At 52.4% G+C, this 20,173-nt stretch carries 21 protein-coding genes; 13 read left to right on the forward strand and 8 right to left on the reverse strand.

The features are described from left to right. Positions 1-59: 59 nt before the first annotated feature. The 8 genes from B3729_RS17315 to B3729_RS17350 all read left to right on the forward strand — a co-directional run bounded on the left by B3729_RS17315 (position 60) and on the right by B3729_RS17350 (position 8,985). Positions 60-1,037, forward strand: coding sequence for a YsnF/AvaK domain-containing protein (locus tag B3729_RS17315; RefSeq protein WP_286788528.1), 978 nt, complete (start codon positions 60-62; stop codon positions 1,035-1,037). A 559-nt stretch (positions 1,038-1,596) separates the two neighbouring features. Then, a complete protein-coding gene (locus tag B3729_RS17320; protein ID WP_286788529.1) occupies positions 1,597-3,135 on the forward strand; it encodes an MBOAT family O-acyltransferase in 1,539 nt (512 codons plus the stop codon). Between the two features lie 24 nt (positions 3,136-3,159). After that, on the forward strand, positions 3,160-5,085 hold the full coding sequence (locus B3729_RS17325) for an HAD-IIIC family phosphatase (RefSeq protein ID WP_312124850.1): 1,926 nt from the start codon (positions 3,160-3,162) through the stop codon (positions 5,083-5,085). After that, positions 5,082-5,339 carry an acyl carrier protein gene (locus B3729_RS17330; RefSeq protein WP_286788531.1) on the forward strand — a complete coding sequence of 86 codons (258 nt, stop codon included), beginning with the start codon at positions 5,082-5,084 and terminating at the stop codon, positions 5,337-5,339. Before B3729_RS17325 ends, B3729_RS17330 begins: the two co-directional genes overlap by 4 nt. Beyond that, on the forward strand, positions 5,336-6,349 hold the full coding sequence (locus B3729_RS17335; protein ID WP_019363859.1) for a hypothetical protein: 1,014 nt from the start codon (positions 5,336-5,338) through the stop codon (positions 6,347-6,349). The genes B3729_RS17330 and B3729_RS17335 overlap by 4 nt, the downstream gene beginning before the upstream one ends. Positions 6,350-6,465: 116 nt before the next feature. Beyond that, positions 6,466-7,428, forward strand: coding sequence for a ribonuclease Z (locus tag B3729_RS17340; RefSeq protein WP_286788532.1), 963 nt, complete (start codon positions 6,466-6,468; stop codon positions 7,426-7,428). A gap of 678 nt (positions 7,429-8,106) precedes the next feature. Further along, complete coding sequence (locus B3729_RS17345) at positions 8,107-8,625, forward strand: chemotaxis protein CheB (RefSeq protein WP_286788533.1); 519 nt, start codon at positions 8,107-8,109, stop codon at positions 8,623-8,625. A 75-nt stretch (positions 8,626-8,700) separates the two neighbouring features. Further along, positions 8,701-8,985, forward strand: a complete 285-nt coding sequence (locus tag B3729_RS17350) for a hypothetical protein (protein ID WP_019363862.1) — start codon at positions 8,701-8,703, stop codon at positions 8,983-8,985. A gap of 52 nt (positions 8,986-9,037) precedes the next feature. On the opposite strand, the gene B3729_RS17355 is transcribed toward B3729_RS17350, so the two are convergent. Beyond that, positions 9,038-9,643 (reverse strand): LysE family translocator, encoded by a 606-nt coding sequence (locus B3729_RS17355; protein ID WP_019363863.1) that lies wholly within the window; start codon positions 9,641-9,643, stop codon positions 9,038-9,040. A 39-nt stretch (positions 9,644-9,682) separates the two neighbouring features. Continuing rightward, on the reverse strand, positions 9,683-10,537 hold the full coding sequence (locus tag B3729_RS17360) for an AraC family transcriptional regulator (RefSeq protein ID WP_286788534.1): 855 nt from the start codon (positions 10,535-10,537) through the stop codon (positions 9,683-9,685). A 481-nt stretch (positions 10,538-11,018) separates the two neighbouring features. Between B3729_RS17360 and B3729_RS17365 the strand changes: the two genes are divergently transcribed. Further along, positions 11,019-11,525 carry an MgtC/SapB family protein gene (locus B3729_RS17365; protein WP_181123504.1) on the forward strand — a complete coding sequence of 169 codons (507 nt, stop codon included), beginning with the start codon at positions 11,019-11,021 and terminating at the stop codon, positions 11,523-11,525. A gap of 246 nt (positions 11,526-11,771) precedes the next feature. After that, positions 11,772-12,443, forward strand: a complete 672-nt coding sequence (locus B3729_RS17370) for a DUF2238 domain-containing protein (protein ID WP_286788535.1) — start codon at positions 11,772-11,774, stop codon at positions 12,441-12,443. Between the two features lie 148 nt (positions 12,444-12,591). On the opposite strand, the gene B3729_RS17375 is transcribed toward B3729_RS17370, so the two are convergent. Then, positions 12,592-13,377 carry an alpha/beta hydrolase family protein gene (locus B3729_RS17375; protein WP_286788536.1) on the reverse strand — a complete coding sequence of 262 codons (786 nt, stop codon included), beginning with the start codon at positions 13,375-13,377 and terminating at the stop codon, positions 12,592-12,594. Next, positions 13,364-14,491 (reverse strand): DUF3182 family protein, encoded by a 1,128-nt coding sequence (locus tag B3729_RS17380; RefSeq protein ID WP_286788537.1) that lies wholly within the window; start codon positions 14,489-14,491, stop codon positions 13,364-13,366. Before B3729_RS17380 ends, B3729_RS17375 begins: the two co-directional genes overlap by 14 nt. A 387-nt stretch (positions 14,492-14,878) precedes the next feature. On the opposite strand from B3729_RS17380, the gene B3729_RS17385 reads away from it, so the two are divergent. Then, entirely contained in the window at positions 14,879-15,253 is a 375-nt protein-coding gene (locus B3729_RS17385) for an NUDIX hydrolase (RefSeq protein ID WP_286788538.1), read from the forward strand. Between the two features lie 593 nt (positions 15,254-15,846). Further along, a complete protein-coding gene (locus B3729_RS17390; RefSeq protein ID WP_286788539.1) occupies positions 15,847-15,993 on the forward strand; it encodes a hypothetical protein in 147 nt (48 codons plus the stop codon). An 18-nt stretch (positions 15,994-16,011) separates the two neighbouring features. On the opposite strand, the gene B3729_RS24820 is transcribed toward B3729_RS17390, so the two are convergent. From B3729_RS24820 to B3729_RS17400, 3 genes are all read right to left on the reverse strand, one after another. Beyond that, positions 16,012-16,443 carry a cytochrome d ubiquinol oxidase subunit II gene (locus B3729_RS24820; protein ID WP_409438632.1) on the reverse strand — a complete coding sequence of 144 codons (432 nt, stop codon included), beginning with the start codon at positions 16,441-16,443 and terminating at the stop codon, positions 16,012-16,014. A 52-nt stretch (positions 16,444-16,495) separates the two neighbouring features. Then, entirely contained in the window at positions 16,496-17,701 is a 1,206-nt protein-coding gene (locus B3729_RS17395) for a zinc-dependent alcohol dehydrogenase (RefSeq protein WP_286788540.1), read from the reverse strand. A gap of 318 nt (positions 17,702-18,019) precedes the next feature. Then, positions 18,020-18,625: an exopolysaccharide biosynthesis protein gene (locus B3729_RS17400; protein WP_286788541.1), complete on the reverse strand. Its 606-nt coding sequence runs from the start codon at positions 18,623-18,625 to the stop codon at positions 18,020-18,022. A gap of 459 nt (positions 18,626-19,084) precedes the next feature. Between B3729_RS17400 and B3729_RS17405 the strand changes: the two genes are divergently transcribed. Then, positions 19,085-19,237 (forward strand): hypothetical protein, encoded by a 153-nt coding sequence (locus tag B3729_RS17405; RefSeq protein ID WP_286788542.1) that lies wholly within the window; start codon positions 19,085-19,087, stop codon positions 19,235-19,237. A 128-nt stretch (positions 19,238-19,365) separates the two neighbouring features. On the opposite strand, the gene B3729_RS17410 is transcribed toward B3729_RS17405, so the two are convergent. After that, positions 19,366-20,151 carry a dioxygenase gene (locus B3729_RS17410; protein WP_286788543.1) on the reverse strand — a complete coding sequence of 262 codons (786 nt, stop codon included), beginning with the start codon at positions 20,149-20,151 and terminating at the stop codon, positions 19,366-19,368. Positions 20,152-20,173: the final 22 nt, after the last annotated feature.

Consider the following 20,173-nt stretch of genomic DNA (forward strand, 5'->3'; position numbering starts at 1 on the left):
AGTCTGCACCGCCCAATCGAATCGCAGCACAGCTGCCGAAGAGAACGAAAGGTGACTTTATGAAACAGCACATTCTAGTTGCAGCATTTGACCACGTTAACGAAGCAGAACAGGTTAAGCGTGAGCTTTTGTCTAAAGGCGTATCCCAAACGAACATCCGTATGGCCGCCTCTAACGAATCCCCCGTGCTCGACGGCACGACAGATACCTCCATGCGGTCCGACACCCGTACTCACGACGATGAATCGATGACCGACAAGATCGGCGGCTTCTTCCGCTCAATCTTTAGCGACAGCGACACCCATAATAGCCGCTACGCCGATACTTATCCTGAAGCAGTACGCCGTGGATCCACTGTAGTGACTGTTACCGTCAATGACGACGCACAAGTAGGTGTCGTTGAAGAAATCATGGAGCGCAATGGCGCAATTGATATCGACGAGCGCAGCGCCAATTGGAGCAACCAGGGTGCGATCGGCTCTTCAGCGACCACCATGGGCACCAGCGCCGCTACCGGACCGGTATCGAGTGACTACCCCAACACAGCTTCTACACTGGGTGCAGGGTCCACTACCCTCGCTGACCAGACGCCTACTGAAGCGACTGACCGCACGGCCATTCCAGTCATGGAAGAAGAGCTGAAGGTTGGCAAACGTGAAAACAGCCTGGGCCGCGTACGAGTGGTATCACGTATGAGTGAGCGTCCCGTTGAAGAAACGGTCAACCTCAGCGAACAGCATGCCGTTATCGAACGTCGCCCTGTCGACCGCCCAGTCTCCACTGACGATCTTTCTGCCTTCAAATCTGGAACGGTAGAGATCCAGGAAACGGCAGAAGAAGCCGTTGTTGAGAAGACCGCTCGAGTCGTGGAAGAAGTCGTGGTAGGTAAGGAAACGACTCATCATAACGAAACGGTTCGTGACACAGTACGCCGTACCGATGTAGACATCGAAAATGACAATGTCGCAACCCGGGCTGGCATGCGTGGCACCGATCATATGGACGATGTCGATCCTACCACCCGCACCAAACGCTAATCGTCTGTTTAGCGAAAAGGCCACCTAATGGTGGCCTTTTTGTTTTTTACGTCTCTGATTACTTGGTTATGTCTTTGGGATTGGTAGCTTTCTTAAATTGTTAATAGGGCTGGTATTATTTTGTAATTCCGTTATTTGTTTTAAGGAGCAACAACAACCGCGCCCCATTTATGAGTGATAGCCGTCACAATTTATGGGCAGTCTGGTAAAGACTCATTAACAGAACATTAATAAACGGCGCTTTTCTTTCCACATAAAGCAAACTAGATCACACAAATAAGCAAATCTGCCGCTTGAAGCGGCGAGCTTTTTTGGCAAGCGCTAAGCATAGGTGCTACACGGAGATATAGGATTTTTCTGTGGCCGAGCGCACAAACGTTTTGGATCAAAATCCCCGTACGCGACGGTGAAAGGCACTTATGCGCGGTCGGTAGTAGATGGCCGCGGTGGATATCAGTGATAGCCATTCATGATGCAGTGCCAAGGAAACCACCCCGCTCTGGCTTGTCGCCGGGCGAGCCCTTGGCCATGGAATGGCGTTGTTAAGAGGATCAGGACGATGCTTTTTAACTCGTTTGCGTTTATAGCCGGATTTCTTCCAGTCGTACTGTTAGGCTTTTTTGTATTGGGTGGAACGGGTCGACAACGCCTGGCGATCGTCTGGCTGACACTCGCCTCCCTGGTATTTTATGGTTGGTGGAACCCAGCCAACGTTCCGCTGTTGGCCGCAAGCATGATCTTTAATTACCTGCTGGGTGGCTATCTACTTCGCAACCCTTCCCGCTGGGCCCTGACACTAGGTATTGCCGCCAACCTGGCACTGCTGGGGTACTACAAATACACCGGTTTTCTGCTCGGTACGCTTGATGATGTGCTCGATACAGGCTGGACGGTCAGTGACATCATTCTACCCTTGGCCATTTCGTTCTTCACGTTCCAGCAAATTGCCTATTTGGTCGATGCACACGACGGTGAAGTTGTTGAACATGATTTTCTCAACTACTGCCTTTTCATTACCTTCTTTCCGCACCTGATCGCCGGACCGATTACCCATCACCGTGAGATGCTGGAGCAGTTTCGCGAACGCAACAACTTCAAACCCCGCCTGGATAATCTCACTATTGGCACCACTATCTTCCTGCTGGGGCTATTCAAGAAGGTTGTTATCGCTGACCCATTGGGTGAAAAAGCTTCGCCGGTGTTTGCATTGGCAGCCGACGGCGTGACGCCCTCTTTCTTCGACGCATGGACCGGCGCGCTTACCTACACCCTCCAGATCTATTTTGATTTTTCCGGCTATAGCGACATGGCGATCGGCCTGGGGCTTCTTTTTGGAATAAGCCTACCGGCCAACTTCAACAGCCCGTTCAAGGCACGCAACGTCATCGACTACTGGTCTCGCTGGCACATGACGCTGACACGCTTTCTGACCGCCTATATCTACAATCCCATCGTCATGCGGATTACCCGTGCACGGCTGGCTGCCGGTAAGTCCCTGCCCAAGCGCGGAAAAATGTCGCTTGGTACCTTTGTAGCGCTGGTGGCCTACCCTACCCTTTTCACCATGTTCATTTCCGGCGTCTGGCATGGGGCCGGCTGGCAATTCGTAGCGTTCGGGCTACTCCACGGTTTTTACCTTGTGGTCGCCCATGGCTGGCGCGCCTATAAGGTCAGTAAAGGCTGGAAGCTCGACAGTGATAACCGAATCCATCAGGTCGCTGCATTGCTGCTCACTTTCACCTGTGTAGTAGTGGCCATGGTGTTCTTCCGAGCCGAAAGCGTGTCCGCTGCCATGGCCATCCTCACCGGTATGGTGGGCCTGAGCGACGTCTCGACCAAGCTCGACAAGTCCGATTTTCTGGCCATCGCTATGTTGCTGGCCTTTGTCTGGACCATGCCCAATATCGGCCAGTGGATGCATCACTTCCGCACTGCCCTGAACTTTCGGCCAAAGGAAAACTGGATCGAACACTGGTTCCCCTTCATGGCGTGGCGGCCTACGCCAGTGCTAGGCGCTGCCTTGGGTGTACTGGGTTTTTTTGCATTGGCCTCTGCGTTCTCTGCGGCCCCGACCGAGTTTCTTTACTTCCAGTTCTAAGTGTCGAAACAGGAGCATTCCATGATGGACCTATTACCCTGGCTTCCCCCTCATCCAGATCTCGGCGCAGCGATCAGCGAGGCCAAGCGAGAGGCAGACCCTGCCAAGCGGCTCAGTCAGGCGGCTTATTTATCCGGATTTCGACGGGACTTCACCCTTACCGCCCGACTGGATAAGCTTGCCGCAGAAGGACTGAGTGATCTCACCACAGCAGGAGATCTGGCAGCACTGGGTTTGCGTCCCTTGCGCATCGCCCTGCTTTCCTCCCATACCGTGGACCATCTCGCTCCTGCCATTCGGGTAGCAGGCCTCTCCCGGCGTCTGGCCTTGTCCGTGTATGTTGCCCCGTATGGCATGTATCGACAGGCCTTACTAATGGACGACCCTACGCTATCGTCCTTTGCCCCCCAGGTGATTCTGTTGGCCGTGGATGCAAAAGACACTTCCCTGCAGCTGCCCCTGGATGCATCAGAGACGCAGGTTTCAAGCGCCGTTGAGACGCGTATCGAGGAGTTACGCCACCTCTGGCGCCTCGCCCGGGAACGTTACGCAGCGCAGGTTATTCAGCAAACGCTTGTCACTGCAGAACCCTTGCTGTTCGGCTCATTCGAAGCCCATGTTCCAGCCGCGCCCTTTGCCGTAATCGAGCGGCTCAATACCGCCATCCGTGCAGCGGCAAGGGAAGAAGGTGTACTGCTGATGGACCTGGCGTGGCAAGCTGCACAAGGAATGTATGGCACCGGTCTGGCTGAGCCTGTGCGGTGGCACCAAGCAAAACAGCTGGTCAGCCCAACGCTGGCCCCCCTTTATGGCGATCAGCTGGCAAGGGTTGCTGCTGCCGGGGTCGGTCTCTCACGCAAGTGCCTGGTCCTGGACCTTGATAACACTCTGTGGGGCGGCGTGGTTGGCGACGATGGTGTTCATGGCATCCAGATAGGCCAGGGATCGCCGGCAGGTGAAGCATTTCTGGCATTCCAGCATTACGCAGGGAATCTGGCCAAACGAGGCATCATTCTCGCGGTCTGTAGCAAGAACGATCTGGCAGTAGCTGAAGCGGCGTTCGACCACCCGGAAATGGGTCTCAAGCGCTCCGATATCGCCGCCTTTGTCGCCAACTGGGAAGACAAGGCCGGCAACCTGCGGCGTATCGCCTCCCTGCTCAATATCGGCCTCGACAGCCTGGTCTTTGTCGACGACAACCCGGCTGAGCGTGACATTGTTCGCCGTGAGCTACCCGAGGTGGCGGTGCCGGAACTTCCCGAGGATGTAGCCGACTACCCTGCTCGCGTAGCGGCTGCCGGTTATTTCGAGACAGTCTCGTTCACCACAGACGACACTGCACGCAGCCGTCACTATGCCCTTAACGCCGAACGCAAGGTTGCCATGAGCCAGGCAACCGACATGGAAGGTTACCTGCGCGGTCTGCAAATGGTTCTTACCGCTACCACCATCGGTCCGGCAGAGTTGATCCGTACCACGCAGCTGATTAACAAGACCAATCAGTTCAACCTTACGACGCGCCGCTACAGCGAAGCGGAGGTCGAACGCCTTGCAGCAGATAATCGTGCAGTTGCCCTTGCGGTGCGCCTGAGCGACAAATTCGGTGATAACGGCCTGATCAGCGTAGTTCTCGCACGCGCAGATACCGCATGGGCTCAGGATGAACTTCTTATCGATACCTGGCTGATGAGCTGTCGCGTCCTGGGCCGTCAGGTAGAAGAGGCCGTCCTCGATGTACTGATCAAACGCGCGACGGCAGCTGGCTGGGCAGCGCTCATCGGCGAATATCGCCCTACCGACCGGAACGGCATGGTTGCCGAACATTATGCAGCGCTGGGCTTCGATCATTGCCCAGCACCTGAAGGCGCTATCCCCAACGCCAGCTTCTGGCGTTATGACCTGCTCTCACCCCGTACTTCCCGCCATTTCATCGAGGTTACTGACGTATGAACGATAAGGACATTCTCAACGCACTGACCCAGGTCTTCCGCGACGTGTTCGATGACGACGACATTGTGCTTACCCCAGACATGACCGCTGACAACATCGACGGCTGGGACAGCCAGACGCATGTCATCCTGATCGTGGCGGCAGAGCAGCGTTTTGGTATCAAGTTCAGGACCGCAGAGCTTGAGTCACTCAAGAATGTGGGCCATTTCGCTCAGCTGATCCAATCCAAACTCGAAGGAGCCGCGGTGTCATGAAGACTTCAGCAGCGGATGACAAGCCCACCTCCAGTTCCGGCAGCAGGATTTCTGCCGGCTACCTGCTGGCACTGTTTGGCGGAATGGCGGGTGCCCTCGCGGCGTTCTGGATGCTGCTGCTCGGCCTGCGCGGCACAGATAACCTGCCCCCACCGGCATTCTCCAATAGCCTGTGCGTTGATGAGAAACTCAGCTTTCTACGTGAAAACCCCATCGAATCGCCAGACCTGCTGGTGATAGGGTCATCTGTAGCCTGGCGGCATATCGATGGTGATGCCATCGTCAGGCATTCCCCAGGTACGCGCCCGCTGAACGGCGCCTTCTGTGGTCTGCATGCCAATCAATCGGTATACGTTGCCAACTGGCTACTTGACCGGGAACCTACCGTCAGGCATGTCCTGATGGTAGTCGACCCCCAGGACTTTGCGGGTTGCTGGCGTGTTTCGGCTGCCGTATTCAATCGCAACGATGTTGATCAGTACGTGTATGAGAAAACGTCACCCTGGCTTTACTACATGCACTATTTCTCCCCCGGCTCGCTGATGCGCAATGCCTTGAAGGTAAAAGATCAGCGCGCCAACCGTATCGAGTTCGATCCCTTGGTGTTCAATCGCTACGGGGACGGCCCGCTCAATACGGTGAACAGTCGTGAATTACTTTATGGCCGCCCGGAAGCGCTGGATTCAACCTGTTTCAATGCCCTGCAAACCCTGGCTACCCGTTTGTACCAGGAGGGACGGCAATTAACGGTCGTATCCACGCCATTACATCCTGACTGGAAAGCCCAGCAAGATCCAACAGGTGTCTTTCTGGCTAATTTCGACCAGCAGCTTGCTACCGCCCTGGCGCCAACCAAGGCCCAGTATTGGAATGGCGACAAGGAATGGATTACCGCCAAAACATCCTTCATAGATGCAATCCACCTGCGTTGGTCAGCCGCCCAGAAGTTTTCCGAGGCTATGGTGCAAGAGATCCGAATCGCCAGAAATGACGTCGCGCCTGGAACCTGAGCGTTCTGAAATACGCCGACACGGAGGTCGGCAAGTCTCATGCTCACCACCTTGCAGCCATCTGCGATATACACTATGTCTTGATACTGGTGCGGCACCGATAAATAGAGGCATTTGTGGATTTACTATTTCTGGGCACGTCCGCCGGCGTACCGACCAAGAAACGCAACGTGACCGGGCTTGCCCTACAGGAAGAGATGGGCAGTGACTGGTTTCTGATTGATTGCGGCGAGGCCACTCAGCACCGGCTACTGCGTACACGTCTGTCGCTGCATGATCTGCAGGCCATCTTCATTACACATGTCCATGGTGACCACTGTTATGGCTTGCCAGGCCTCCTGGCCAGCGCAGGCATGTCAGGCCGAAAGAAGCCACTTCCCATCATTGCCCCGGCGGGCATTGCCGAATGGTTTAACGCGACTCGACAATTCACCCAGCTGTACCTGCCCTTTGACGTAGAGTTTCTGCCGGCTGAGGCGCTGGGGCAGTGGGCATTTCCACGGTGGACGGTCGATGCTACGCCCCTCTCCCATCGCGTGCCCTCTTTCGGCTATCGGTTTATCGAAACAGCCCGTGAACCTCATCTAAACACTGAAAAATTGAATGCCGAAGGTATTGCACGCGGCCCAATCTGGGGACAGCTGCGTAAAGGCATTGATGTGGTACATGAAGGCCAAACGTTTAAAAGCGGCGATTATGTGTACTACCCCCATGCGGCTCGCTGCCTGGTCGTCTGCGGTGACAACGATCAGCCCGAGCTGTTGCGGACCTTTCGCCAGCCAGCTCAGGTGCTTGTTCATGAGTCGACATATACACAAGATGTTGCAGACAGGGCTGGCGATACATTCGGACATAGCTCAGCGGCCGGGATTGCGAGCTTTGCCCAATCCAGCGGGCTGCCCAATCTTGTCCTGACGCACTTTAGCGCCCGCTATCAAGCCAATCCGGAGCAGTCTCCCTCCATTGAGGATATCCGTAGTGAGGCTGCACACCATTACCGGGGCTCGCTGTTTCTGGCAGAAGACCTTGCTCGATATCGACTCGCCAAAACGGGGGCGTTAAGCCTTGTTTCTGTGTGATCACTGGGTAGATCAGACTGGTAGCATCGTATGCCCTTGAACGCTCACGCCATTGACTCACTGCTTACGTCCAACGTCGACGGCGAGTAGCAGCTGAGATCCGGGACTAAAGCTTATCTGTTTCAGCTGCCGTAGTCGTATATAAGGATTGATGGATATTTCAAGATATTACAAGGTTAAGACGTAACAGATAGGTCCATGGTTATACACGTACAATTTTCATGTAGAAGATTAAAAAGCAAATCTGCACAATTGCGCCGTTCCAACGAAGCGCTATCTTAATCAGCGTCTGGTATCTACTTAGCAAAACTTGTATTTGAATAAAGTTCAAAGAATTTAATAACTTAGCAATTCTGCAACTTATCTTTTACCCAGCTTTCCATTGAATACAGGTTGTATTTGAACCTGTTCTGTAGTGATGTCATAGCTCATGAAGTGTGCTCCTCTGTATCGCCGCGTTTAGTGTGTTGGCGAAGTTGTTGTACTCGCGGCGATACAGTTTTTTATTCCCGTTGTTTTTCCGTCTGTACGCAGCCGCATACGGAGCGTGAGGGCAGTAAGCCGGAGTTACCTTTTCATCAGGACATGCTTTCACAGCGTTTTGCATGAGAAGTTTAAGATGAGCTCAATCAACAACATTGTAGTTATTACCTCCCCCCTTCCTGGTCTTAGAGCCTTATGCCAGCTCGCCAGCACGTTTCCTTCCCGCCTGGAAACCTGTGTCGTTGTGATGCTTCGTGTAGCAACCGACAGCCCTGTAGAGCGCTCGTAACGCTTATGGGACGCTATACCTTCCTTCCCGTAAAAGTATGCACACCCGGCGAGCTACTCGTGGCGGGCTGCGTCTATCTCACTCCGCCTGGGTATCAAGTCACTATAGAGCCCAAGGGCATGATCAGGCTTAAACGGCTTGATTCCGCAAGGCATGAGCATGCCTCAGCAGATGAACTGTTCACCTCTGCAGCCAAGGTATTTGGGCCGCGTACAATAGGCGCGGTGTTATCAGCATCGGGACGAGACGGCGTCGAGGGCTTGCGCGCCATCAAAGGCGCCGGGGGGATCTGCATCGTAGAGGATCAAAGACAGGCTATTAGCTCGACCACGGCTATTCATGAACTTAGCGCCTGTAACCCGAACTACTGCGTGCCGGTAAAAGAAATGGGGCTTTTGCTTGCCCAACTAACGACTCAGCACTAACCCGCTTCATGTGACATCGCGACGGATCGTATTTAACCGTTTTTGCTTAATGATCAATGCTGCAAGAGGTATCTTATGTCCGTGCCTGAGTTTTCTGACAAGGAAATCCTCACCTACACACTGGATGTCTTGAGAGAGCAGATTTGCCTGTATCGCGAACAGGTACCTGCCCCACTGCTTAACAATATCGAACAGGTTCTGGGTGGGCCGGTATGCAAGCCAGCCGAAGAACTCGAACAGCTGCGTTTCAACCAGTGGCTAGCATTGCACGCGTTCGATGCTCCTCTGGATGTTCATGAGAGAAAATGGTTATGGAAGGGCTGGCTGGCTCGAGCCAAATATCCTGAAAGTACTACATGAAGACAGCCATAGTTAGGCCAGGCAGTTGTCTGGCCTAACTATGGGACAAACATCAAAGCAGGCTCAGCCAAGCCGATCCCAATAACAGCAGGCCCATGAGACGGTTGAAGTATCTGACACGGGTGGCAGAATCGAGCCAGCGCGAAACGCTAGCGCCCAGCACTGCCCATGCCGTCAGACACGGAATCGATATCGCAAAGAATACAGATGTCAGCTGTACCACCTGCGCGGCCTTGTCTGACCCGGCTTGCGTAAACACGCTGATAACGGCGATCGCCATCATCCAGGTCTTTGGATTTATCAGCTGCAACCCAGCCGCTCCGCCAAACCCGACGCGCTTGTCATTGGCCATGGACTCACTCATCTCATTCAATGGCGTGGCTGGGCTGCTAAAGATCTGCCAGGCCAGATAACTCAACCACAGCACGCCGGCAGTGCTCATCACGAGCTGGATCAACGGGTAGCTCGTCAGGCTTTCGCCAATCCCCACGCCTGTTACCAGCACGATACCGGCCGCGCCCGCACACCCACCCAGCACAATAGGTAATGCCTTCCAGAATCCATAGCGGGCACTGTGACTTAGCACCAGGATGTTGGTAGGCCCTGGAGTGATGGAGGCTACCAGAGAGAACAGAATGAACGGCACAGAAATCATCATATCGACTCCACAGTTATACGGCTGAAGTCGATTGTGGTGTTAGCTGCGTGAGGCGTCTGGAAGATTTGAGCAGCGCTTGCGGTAGCTGGCTGGAGTCAGCCCATAGGCGCGGCGGAACCAACGGCCCATGTGGCTCTGATCCGCAAAACCGAGTCTCATGGCAACCTCGGCCGGTTGATCGCCTTTCGCCAACATAAAACGAGCCTTGGCGAGTCGCAGCTGGATGAGGTAGGCATGGGGTGCCAAACCAAAGGCGGCCTTGAAGGCTCGGGTCAAGCGAAATCGATCCACGCCTACGGTATTGGCAAGCTCATCCAGGCCTACATCGTCCTGCATGTGAGCGTGAAGATAATCTCGAACGCGATAAGCTACCAACGGAAGTCTGGGATCATAAGCTCCCCGCATTCGCCATTTCACATGGTCGGTCAGCTTGATCAGCAGTTGATCCAGCGCGGTCTGCCTTACTATTCTCAACTCATTGTATTCGAGCGCCTTGAACGCATCGGCAATAGCGATCATGAGTTCGGTCTGATCGGTCAGTGTCGCGCTAAAACTGGGAAGGCATTGTACAGGCGCATCCTCATGCAACATCCTCAACTCACGCTCGATCCACTGCGGCTCCAGATAAAGCATGGAGTAGGTAAACCCACCCTCTGCCGGCGCATGGCCGTCGTGAATCTCACCCGGCTCAAGCATGAAGACCTTACCAGGGGTGCTGACGTGCAGCGCATTGCGGCAGCTGAACTGCTGCACGCCTTGCTCGGTAAACCCTACAAGATAGCTGTCATGCCAATGGGGATCATAAGCATGACCCTCAAAATGAGCACGAATGGTCTCGATACCGGTTTCGGCGTCCTGGCTCAGATGAACCCAACTTTTCCTATCGTCTGTCATAGTTAGGACCTTCGCCTTGATATCATGGACGGCAACAAACAGATCGTCTTCGTATCGTATCAGCCTCTTTCCGGTTGAACCTGGAAGATTTGTGCAGTCATATTGAGCGTTGATTTAATTGGCGCGGCCAGGACCAACCCAGGAATCTGTTCAAACGACATGCGTGCAGACCAACATCCCGCTTGTTTCTTGGAACAGTAACGGTCAGATCTCGAAGCGATTTAACCCGGTTTCTAGAACCAGTCTTTCCGCCTGAAAAGAGTACCATCGAAAAACACGGGACGTATTGGTGCTTACGCCTAATAGCCGTAGTGTGCGATTTCTTGCTCTCCGTGAATAAACAGTAAAGTAAATTCTATGTTTGACAAACGATCGTTAACGGCGGTTAAAAGCGAAAAGTGCATGCGTCTGCAGCTAAATTTCCTTTGCAGACTCAGCGCCGCTTGTTGGGGCCGGAACAGCCCTTATATAGGAATGTGTAATGAGCGATGCTTGGGAAATTATCAAGGCCACTCTATGTGAGGAGTTCGCCGACTTTCTTGATCCTGCGCAGACAACACGTCTTGTGCTTCGCCTAACGCTGGCAGCCTTTTTAGGAGGGCTACTGGGTTTAGAGCGTGAACAATCTGGCAAGGCGGCAGGTATTCGTACCCATATGCTAGTTGCCTTGGGTTCAGCCCTCTTTGTCCTCATTCCTTCGATGATGGGAGTTGGTAGTACCGACCTTAGTCGTGTCATACAGGGACTGGTTACAGGAATAGGCTTCCTTGGCGCAGGCACAATAATAAAAGGCCACGACTTGAATCATGTGAAGGGCCTGACGACCGCTGCCGGGATCTGGTTGACCGCTGCGATCGGCATGGCGGCGGGTTCGGGCCGGGAAATGGCAGCTATCTTTTGTACCCTCCTAGCACTAAGCATTTTTTTCCTGCTACCGCGGATACTCCCACTAAATGACCAACCCTCCACCAAGTCAGACGATATCTAATCCTATGGGCTTAAAGCCTGCCTGAGGTGATAAACCCCGCGGGATGGCTTACTGCTTCCGGCTTGCCAAAACCTGCATGCATGAGCATTAGGGACGGGTTATCAGCCGCTTATGGAAAGGCGCCTCTCAAGGAATCTTCACGCGTCTAAGCACGTCAGTATAGAAGTAGGTAAGCACTCGGAGCGCTGAGTGGACAGCATTATCCAGTTTCCGACTGTTTTGATTTAGGCGTTGTCAGGAGTTTTCATGAGAGAGGATTCGTATCGTCGGTACGTCCTGACGCTAACGGTTGTATTTGGAGCGATCTGGGTTTTACTGGCGATTTCTCCCGTTAAACGGGGGGATTGGCTGATGGAAAATCTGCTTGTCGTGCTGTTTGTGTTGGTTCTAGCGATTAGCCACCGGAAATTCCTGTTTTCACGTACCTCATTCAGCCTGGTTTTTCTGTTTCTCTGCATTCATGAGGTAGGTGCTCACTATACATATGCTCAGGTGCCATACAATGCTTGGTGGCAGGCATTAACCGGCCAGACGCTTGATGAGGCCATGGGGTTTCAACGTAATCAGTTCGACCGCTTGGTGCACTTTAGTTATGGTTTGCTGCTGGCTTACCCTATCCGCGAGGGTTTACTGCGATTAGTCCCGGTGCGTGGTTTTCTAAGCTACTTCCTGACGCTCAATCTCATACTCTCGTCGTCGGCCGTGTACGAGCTTATCGAATGGATCGGAGGTGCCTATCTGGGTGGCGATGCCGCTAAGGCATTTGTAGGCGCCCAGCAGGACCCATGGGACTCGCAAAAAGACATGGCAATGGCGACGGTAGGAGCGATTGTCATGCTCTTAGGTGCTGCGACAGTCAATGCATTTCACCGACAAGATTTTGCCCTGCAGTGGGCAAACCGCTTCAAGCAACGGTAGAGCTGCTTGATATAGGGGCTCTCTTTGTGCCACCGGTAGCCGAAGAATACGGTGACGGGCAGTACAGAGCGCTTATATCCCCTCTTATACTCTGCGCTTAAGGCTACGGACATTGGCAAATATCCCCGGCCATACCATGCTGCCTCCCTTACAGACTAGTTGTGCTTGCTACAGACAATTCTCCGGGCATTCCACCACCGACACGAGCTCCAACAATCATCTCGGTTGCCCAGCTAACGAGAATAGCGGTATAGGCTTGCTGATAGGTCTCTCCATTTAGACCATGATCTGCACCCTCTATAATCCGGTGTGTCAGAGAGCGGGTATGTTGAAAGGCCGCACGGTAATTCATGATGGTCGTATGGGGGACAAAGTCATCATGCTCAGACTCGACAACCAGAACATCACCCTTGAATTGAGCGCAGGCAGCCAACGCCCGATTTTCAGAGGAATGAATACGGCTGTTTCGATAGTGGCTTAAATCCTCTTTGTTGAGCTGCCGCTTAGGGACCGTCCAGTCCTCGTCACGGTATAAGGCCGGAACTCTTAAGGCTAGCCATTTAACAGGCCGCATTGAGGTCAAGATGGCGGATAGGTACCCCCCATAACTCGTACCGACCACAGCGATAGCCTCAGCGTCCACCTGAGGGTGTTTAGCCAGACGATCATAAGCTGCAAGTACATCACGTAAACTGTCCTCACGCGTGATGTGCTGCTGCTTGTCTTGAGTCAAACCGTGACCACGCATATCGAAAGTCATGCATACACAGCCGAGCCCGGCTATGCCTTTGGCCCTGCCCAGGTCACGTTGCTGACTGCCTCCCCAACCGTGCACGAAAAGAACACCGGGAACCTTGGCATCGGGCGTCAGGAAGGTTCCAGCAATGTGTTCATCATCCACTTGGAGCTCCAGCTGTTCACTACGGGTTGCCATACGGTTCTAGCCTCGCACTTTTCGTTATAAAACCGATCTCGGGATCGTGGCCTTGATAAAAGACTACGGCTTGTGCAAAAGGCTTTTCATGGTAGTCATAGGACTCTCGAGACGTGGCCTTGAGGATATGAAGTGAGTCGTCGGCTGCAAATGCTTCAAGAGCGAGGATCTCCGCACTCGTTGCGCCACCCATTCGCCAGGATTGTTCAAGAACGCCAGAAACCCATTGGTTAGAGATATTGTGCCCTTGGACAACATCATAGTTGCGGCGCGATGAAAAAAAGCCTGGATAACACATGGCAGCCGCTGCGTCATATCGCCTAGCCTGCTCTATCGCAAGCTTTATCGAGGCGTCGGGCGAGTGCACGCAGAGTTCATCAAAACCACCCCTGACTACTATTAACTCAGACCCACCATAGACCCAGCAGCCGTTGTGGTCCTGAACCAGACGTTGAGTACCGTAGTAAGAAGCTAGGTGATCACCAATTTTTATCTGACCAACGCTTAGGGTCGTGACATCCTCAAGCGCTTCTTCCAGTACCAGACCGAAATGGGACAATTCATCGTTATCCTGTTCTGCAAGAGCAGACTCCGCCTGGGCACGTGTGGAAACTACGATTTGCCCACGTCCTGCCGTTGCCCTGACAGGTTTGATCCGAAACGGCCCCTTTTCCAATAATCGCCTGGCTGCTTTTCGCGCATCCTCTTGGCTAAAGACTGAAAAGCCGTTCAGGCATACGCCCTCTAGATGATTGCAAAGATCATAGGACCATCCTTTTGGGGCATATGCACCTGGGCTGACAAGGGGATGAGTAATCGCTTTTGTACCCATAAAGGCTTCAGGAACAACGCCACCCAGGAGATCTCTTTCAGTCTTTATGCTCAACGCGTTGGCAGCTTCCACACCTACTATCGTCTGCGAAGGAACGTAGTAGAGGGGTCTATCAGCGGCTAACTGAGGGGCGTATTCGCCTTCAAATACACTGTGCCTGAGAATAGCGACCCGTCTTGCTATTTCGGTATGCGATTGCTTTTCATGCTCCGGGGCGTGCTCACGATTAGACAAAGTGACAACGGCTTCCTGAGCGCTGCCAGATGAGTTTACTGCCAACATGAGCATGGCTCCTCTTTCAGCTCAGGAAACCTTCCTGAGACTAGGTATCAGTGTCCCTAAAATCCTCTATTCATTCCTAACTGCTACCAGGTTGTCTTAAATGAGTCATAAGAGCAGCACTAATAAAATTAGCTTACTTACGTAGACAGACAGCCTATCCGGATATATCCATGATCTGAACGAAGCAGCAGCATTTATTTACAATATCCTTATCAGAAGCTGATGTCAGGTCTTAATGAGGCTGGTACTCGAGCGCTTGGCTAACCATGTTAGATCTGACAACCAGACTAACGGCAGATAAGTTGTGGAACCATTAACTATTTATCAGTTCATTGCTTTAGTAACTGAAAAAATCATATGTCTTAGTAACGCTGAAGTAGTGCTCTAATGGATAAATCAATACCGGCTCGAGCCACCATAATCTGCAAGCGAGATGACAAGGTTTTGCTCGTTCGTAAGGCGGACTCAAAATGGAACCTACCTGGCGGCAAAATAGAAATTAATGAGACACCTGATACAGCAGCCATACGTGAGTTAAGCGAGGAAACGGGGTTACAGAAATGTGAATTTACCTATTTAGCCAGGATGGAGCTTACCCGGACTTGCCATTATATATTCAAGACTTTCATAGAGGATAAAGAAGTACCTGAGCCGCTTAATGAAATAGCCGCCTGTCGCTGGTTCTCAATGAGCGAGATGAAAAAAAGCAAGGTTCGTAAAACGGCTAGGCGGGTTATTAAGAGCTTTGATGAAAACGTGTAAAGTTTGTCAAAACCGCTCTCTTTAATAGTATCCGCTGGTTTACCTAGAATAGATTTACGTGCTTCTCTACCTAGCACTACGCTATAGTTACTTTAGGCTTTATAAGCATTCCGTTATTAGTTAACGTTGATTTTCTCTGTATGCGTTGCCTTTGTGTGCTATACGACTGCACTCTGACTCTAAGAGAGGACTGCTTTTCAACAGTCGCCGTCTAGTCTACTTAAGACCAAGCCATGTAAATTTACAGTGCTCGATCGAAAAACATGTCTCTCTTACAGCGCAGCGCCATACCCTCTACATAATCTCGAACAATCTGCGGCCACTTAGAGCTGCTAACAAAACTCATTTTTATAGGCAAGCATAAGCTTGATACTCGCTGAAATTTTTTATCCTTGGCCTGCTGCATGGCTCTCTTAATGAGGTTTTGCTAGCGGCTCTTATTAGGATTAATGATGATCCTTGTTTAGGCACTGCACATCTAAAGGGTGCGATAGTTTTCCCGAATTCAGACCAATGGTGCCTGTATGGTTGAATATCAAGACCTGCGGCCTTTCCAATTAATACAACTTATCTACTCGCCATGTGAGGTAGTCATGACCAAGGAACGTAATAAGCCAGTACACCAAAGCCCACGCGGAACGCCTGATACACCGGCTGGCGATAAGGCTGATACCGATGATGATCGGGTTGGGCCGGCACCTATTCCAGGAGGCTGCGACATGACTGAAAAAAACAGTTAACGCTTATAGGCGCATATCTTAGCTATCGCCTGTAGGCACCTGGTTCTTTGGCCTGATCTTTCCACGAAAAACCCAGAAGCCAAAGGTGCTATACACAAGCGTAACGGGTATCAGAATAGCAAAGCCTCCTAGCACAAGCAGTTGGCTCAAAGGGGCCGAGGAGGCCTGCGAAATTGTGAGAGTGGGCGGTATAACCAAAGGGTACAACGCAACGATCCTTGCCCCATAAGCCACTATGAACCAACCGAGTACAGCAAATAGGGGTAGAAAATGATGCGTCCAAGAGAAAGCGCGCCAAAAGACGATCATCAGCCCTACCAGCAACAGCGTAATTGGTCCTCCAATTGACGGCTCCAGCCAGCGCTCCTCATTTACCGTATTCAAGCCAAACGTCCAGGTGACAATACCGGCAAGCAAAACCAATGTGATCGGGGCAAGGATCCATCTTATTTAACGGCTGGCCACTGCCCTGAAACAATGACCAGCTCATAATGAAAGTAACCTATTGTGGCAACAACTCCACCTTGATCCATCCCTCTTTGCGCTTGTCGAAGGTTTTGAAAGCGCTCAAGGCATCCGTCAGGTGCTGGTGTTGGGTAATGATCTTGGACGGATCGATTCGGCCTGACAACGTGAGATCAATCAGCTTGGGAATATATTTGCGGTGATGGCAATTACCCATGTTAATCGTCAGGTTCTTGTTCATCGCTGCGCCAATAGGGAATCCACGAAACTCGGGCGGATATACTCCGATGATCGAAAGCGTACCGGCCTTGGCCAATCCTTCCACAGCCCATTGCAGTGCCTGGCTAGGTGCATTACCAGGAACCCAATTACCGTTCTGCGGGTTCTGCTCAGGTGCATTAGCTTTAGCCTCCTGCTCCTGCCCTTCTATATCGCTACTTTCGACGGCTTTTCCACTGTGTGCATGGACGGCATCGATGCCAACTGCATCAATTGCGCGATCGGCACCGATCCCTCCGGTTAGCCGCACCAGGGTCTGTACTGGATCTTCCTTGTCGAAATTGATGCATTCAGCACCCAACTCGCGCGCCTTTTCCAAACGGTCCTCAAGACAATCGATTGCAAAGACACGTCCAGCGCCCAGCAGCTTGGCGCTGGCAACGGCAAAAAGGCCTACGGGACCACAGCCGTACACCGCCACGGTGTCACCATCCTTGATTTCAGCCATCTCGGCTCCAAAGTAGCCGGTCGGGAAGATATCCGACATGGCAATCGCCTGCTCATCGTTAATTTCGTCAGGAATCTTGATCAAGCCAATGTTGGCGTAGGGAATACGGGCCTTTTCTGCCTGCAATCCATTGAAAGGACCAGTAGCTGCCGGACCGCCAAAAAATGACGTACCAGCCTGGTTGCCATTTGGATTGGCCACATCACACTGAGCAAAATAGCCAGCCCTGCAATAGGAACAGCTTCCACAGGCTATAGTGGAAGGAATGATCACCCGATCACCGACCTTCAGGTTCCGTACATCGCTGCCCAGCGCTTCAACAACGCCAACGCCTTCATGTCCAAGAATGGTGCCCTCTTTCATGCCGGAAAAGCTGCCGCGTATGAAGTGCAGATCAGTGCCACAGATGGCTGAAGCCGTCAGCCTGACAATGGCATCCGTCGGCTCCTGAATGTTGGGTTCGGGCACATCATCAACCCGGATATCACCGATACCATGAAATACGACAGCTTTCATTTTGCCTCCTGATCTAAGGGGGATGGAATGCCAAGGCCAACGATCCACGAGGCACACGGCGCCATCATGATCGAAACCGGTTCATATGCCAGCAGCTATGCCGTGGATACTGTAGAACTTGCGACTCCCAGGATTTCAGAGGCGTTCCCTGATTACATATATTTCAGACCTGCGTAGACGTTCGTTACGCTTGAGAATTAACGACTGCTACACTAGAAAGGTGGTTTGCAAAAAAGCCGGAAATTTTGCGGGCTGACACGCCCTTAACGAATCCGTTGAAGAACCTTGTGTTCCTCTACAGCGGCACTAAATGGGCCCTTATCCTCCTGCTACACCTGTAATCGCTAAATAGAACGCTATCAGCGAAACAGCCATACCTAACAGGACGACTACGCCATCCTTTGCTGTCAACCCAAGACCAAAAAGACAAATAGCCGAGAATGGAGCCAGACTAGCAAATGGTATGAACTCCAGAGGCGGTACAGAGGTTGTCAATATCAGGCATATTGCCGCAATAAGACGAACAAAGGTTTTCTGCGTAGCCCAGCCGAGGCGCGGCCGGATGACCTTGTCCAGCCCTCGTATGACTTTACGAACCTTGTTCAGGCCTGACTCGATCTTCTGACTTTCAACAGAACGTTTAGCCAGGAACCGAGGCATCCAGAAATGATTACGTCCAAACAGCATCTGAAGTGCGAAGACCGCAACGATCAGCGCAAAGAAAGTCGATGCGCCCGGTACGCCGCCTACCGGACTGATTTCGATGATAGACGGGACGAATAAAAAAGGACCATAACTACGCTGCCCTATCTCACGTTTGATATCACCAACCGATACCTTATCTTTCTCTTTACCCAGCTCAATAACACCATCGATTACGTCTTCCAGGCATTCCGATTTTGCAGTGTTGTTTCCGTTTGACATCTATCCCCCATAGCCCTCTGGCATAGACTCACTTTTTTTGAATATTAGTGTCTTGGGACAGCATTACGGGTCAGCGTTGATCACGCACAGTGTCTTCAGCTAGATCAGGGTCAAGGGTAGAAGCATGTATCGGCGGGGCACGGGTCATGAAAGTCTCCAGATTCAAGTGTTGAAAGGCGTGGCTTAAGGTGCTCCATTGTGGCAGCAACATCAGCACCCACTACTAAATGGCCCAGCTGCGGCTAGGCCATTTAGCATCCCATCAATACCCCATCAGCGTTTTGTACCTTCCTCATGAGGTGGTGCTGAGAAGTCGTCATTGGCAATAGCGTCACCGTCTGGATCCACCTCGTCTCCAGGTGCCAACGGATCCGAACCCTGTGCTTTCGAAATGTCTTGGCCGTCGGTATTCATATGCCTGTCTCCCCTATTCATTGTTTATGCCTAAGGTTAGAGACCATGACCCTAGGGCTGTTCAACTTCTGCGATACCGGCGGTCTTACTGTTCGAACTCAATATCAAGCCATGGGTTATCCGACCAAGACGCACTCAAGCGCTGATCTAAGCGAATGCACCGAGCTGATCCTCACTAACCTAGACGTTAGTGAATGATAAGGTTTGGCAATTGCCTAAACGCTCAAAGAGTCGTTTTGACTTTTCCTACCTGTATTAGCGAGAAAATGAAAAGGCTGCACGAGATCAGGCAAAGCCTGCAGCCGGAGGGCTCTTTTACCTGTGTCTCAAGCGGATCGCTCAAATCGGTACACGTCCATCGCCAATATCTGATGGTTTATCTCGCTGAACCATACGCGTGCCTCGCTTTGCTCACCCGCTGCACCCAATGCAACGAAAAGAGGTAACAAGTGCTCATCACTCGGGTGAGCCTGGACGCCCTCCAGTGACTGCTCACGGTAGCCCAGCAGAGCGGCTATATCTCGAGCCTTCAAGCGGTCTTGCATCCATGCCTGAAAGTCTGTGACGTAGCGGGGAACGGACCGGTGCGGCCTGCGAAAATCGCCCAAGTTATGTGTCAGACTGCCTGACGCGATAAGAAGTACGTCGTCAGCCAATGATGACGCTAATGCCTGACCGAGCTGGTAGTGATAGGCAGGGCCCTTGTTTTCATCAATGGACAGGTTGACGACTGGAACATCGGCATCAGGATACATGTAACGCAGTGGCACCCACGCGCCATGATCCAGCCCGCGATTAGGATCAATACGTACCGGCAACCCTTGAGCCTGTAACGCCTCTGCCAGCTGAAAAGCCAGGTCAGGTTCACCCGGCGCGTTGTAGCGCAGCGCATAAAGCGCCTGAGGAAAGCCATAAAAGTCATGGATGGTGTCATGCTGCGCGGTCGTTCCGAGCACTGGATATGGCGCCGAAAAATGAGCGGAGACCATTACAATGGCTCGCGGACGTGGTAACGCCGCGGCAAGCTCCGTCCAGGCCTGCCCTGCCCGCCCTGCATCCAATGCCTCCATTGGCGAACCGTGGGATATGAAAATCGTGGGAAGTCGGCTCATGGTGTTCTCCTCAAGAATGCAG

It is taken from the genome of Pseudomonas sp. UBA3149, from assembly GCF_002364655.1.
Taxonomy (GTDB): domain Bacteria; phylum Pseudomonadota; class Gammaproteobacteria; order Pseudomonadales; family Pseudomonadaceae; genus Chryseomonas; species Chryseomonas luteola.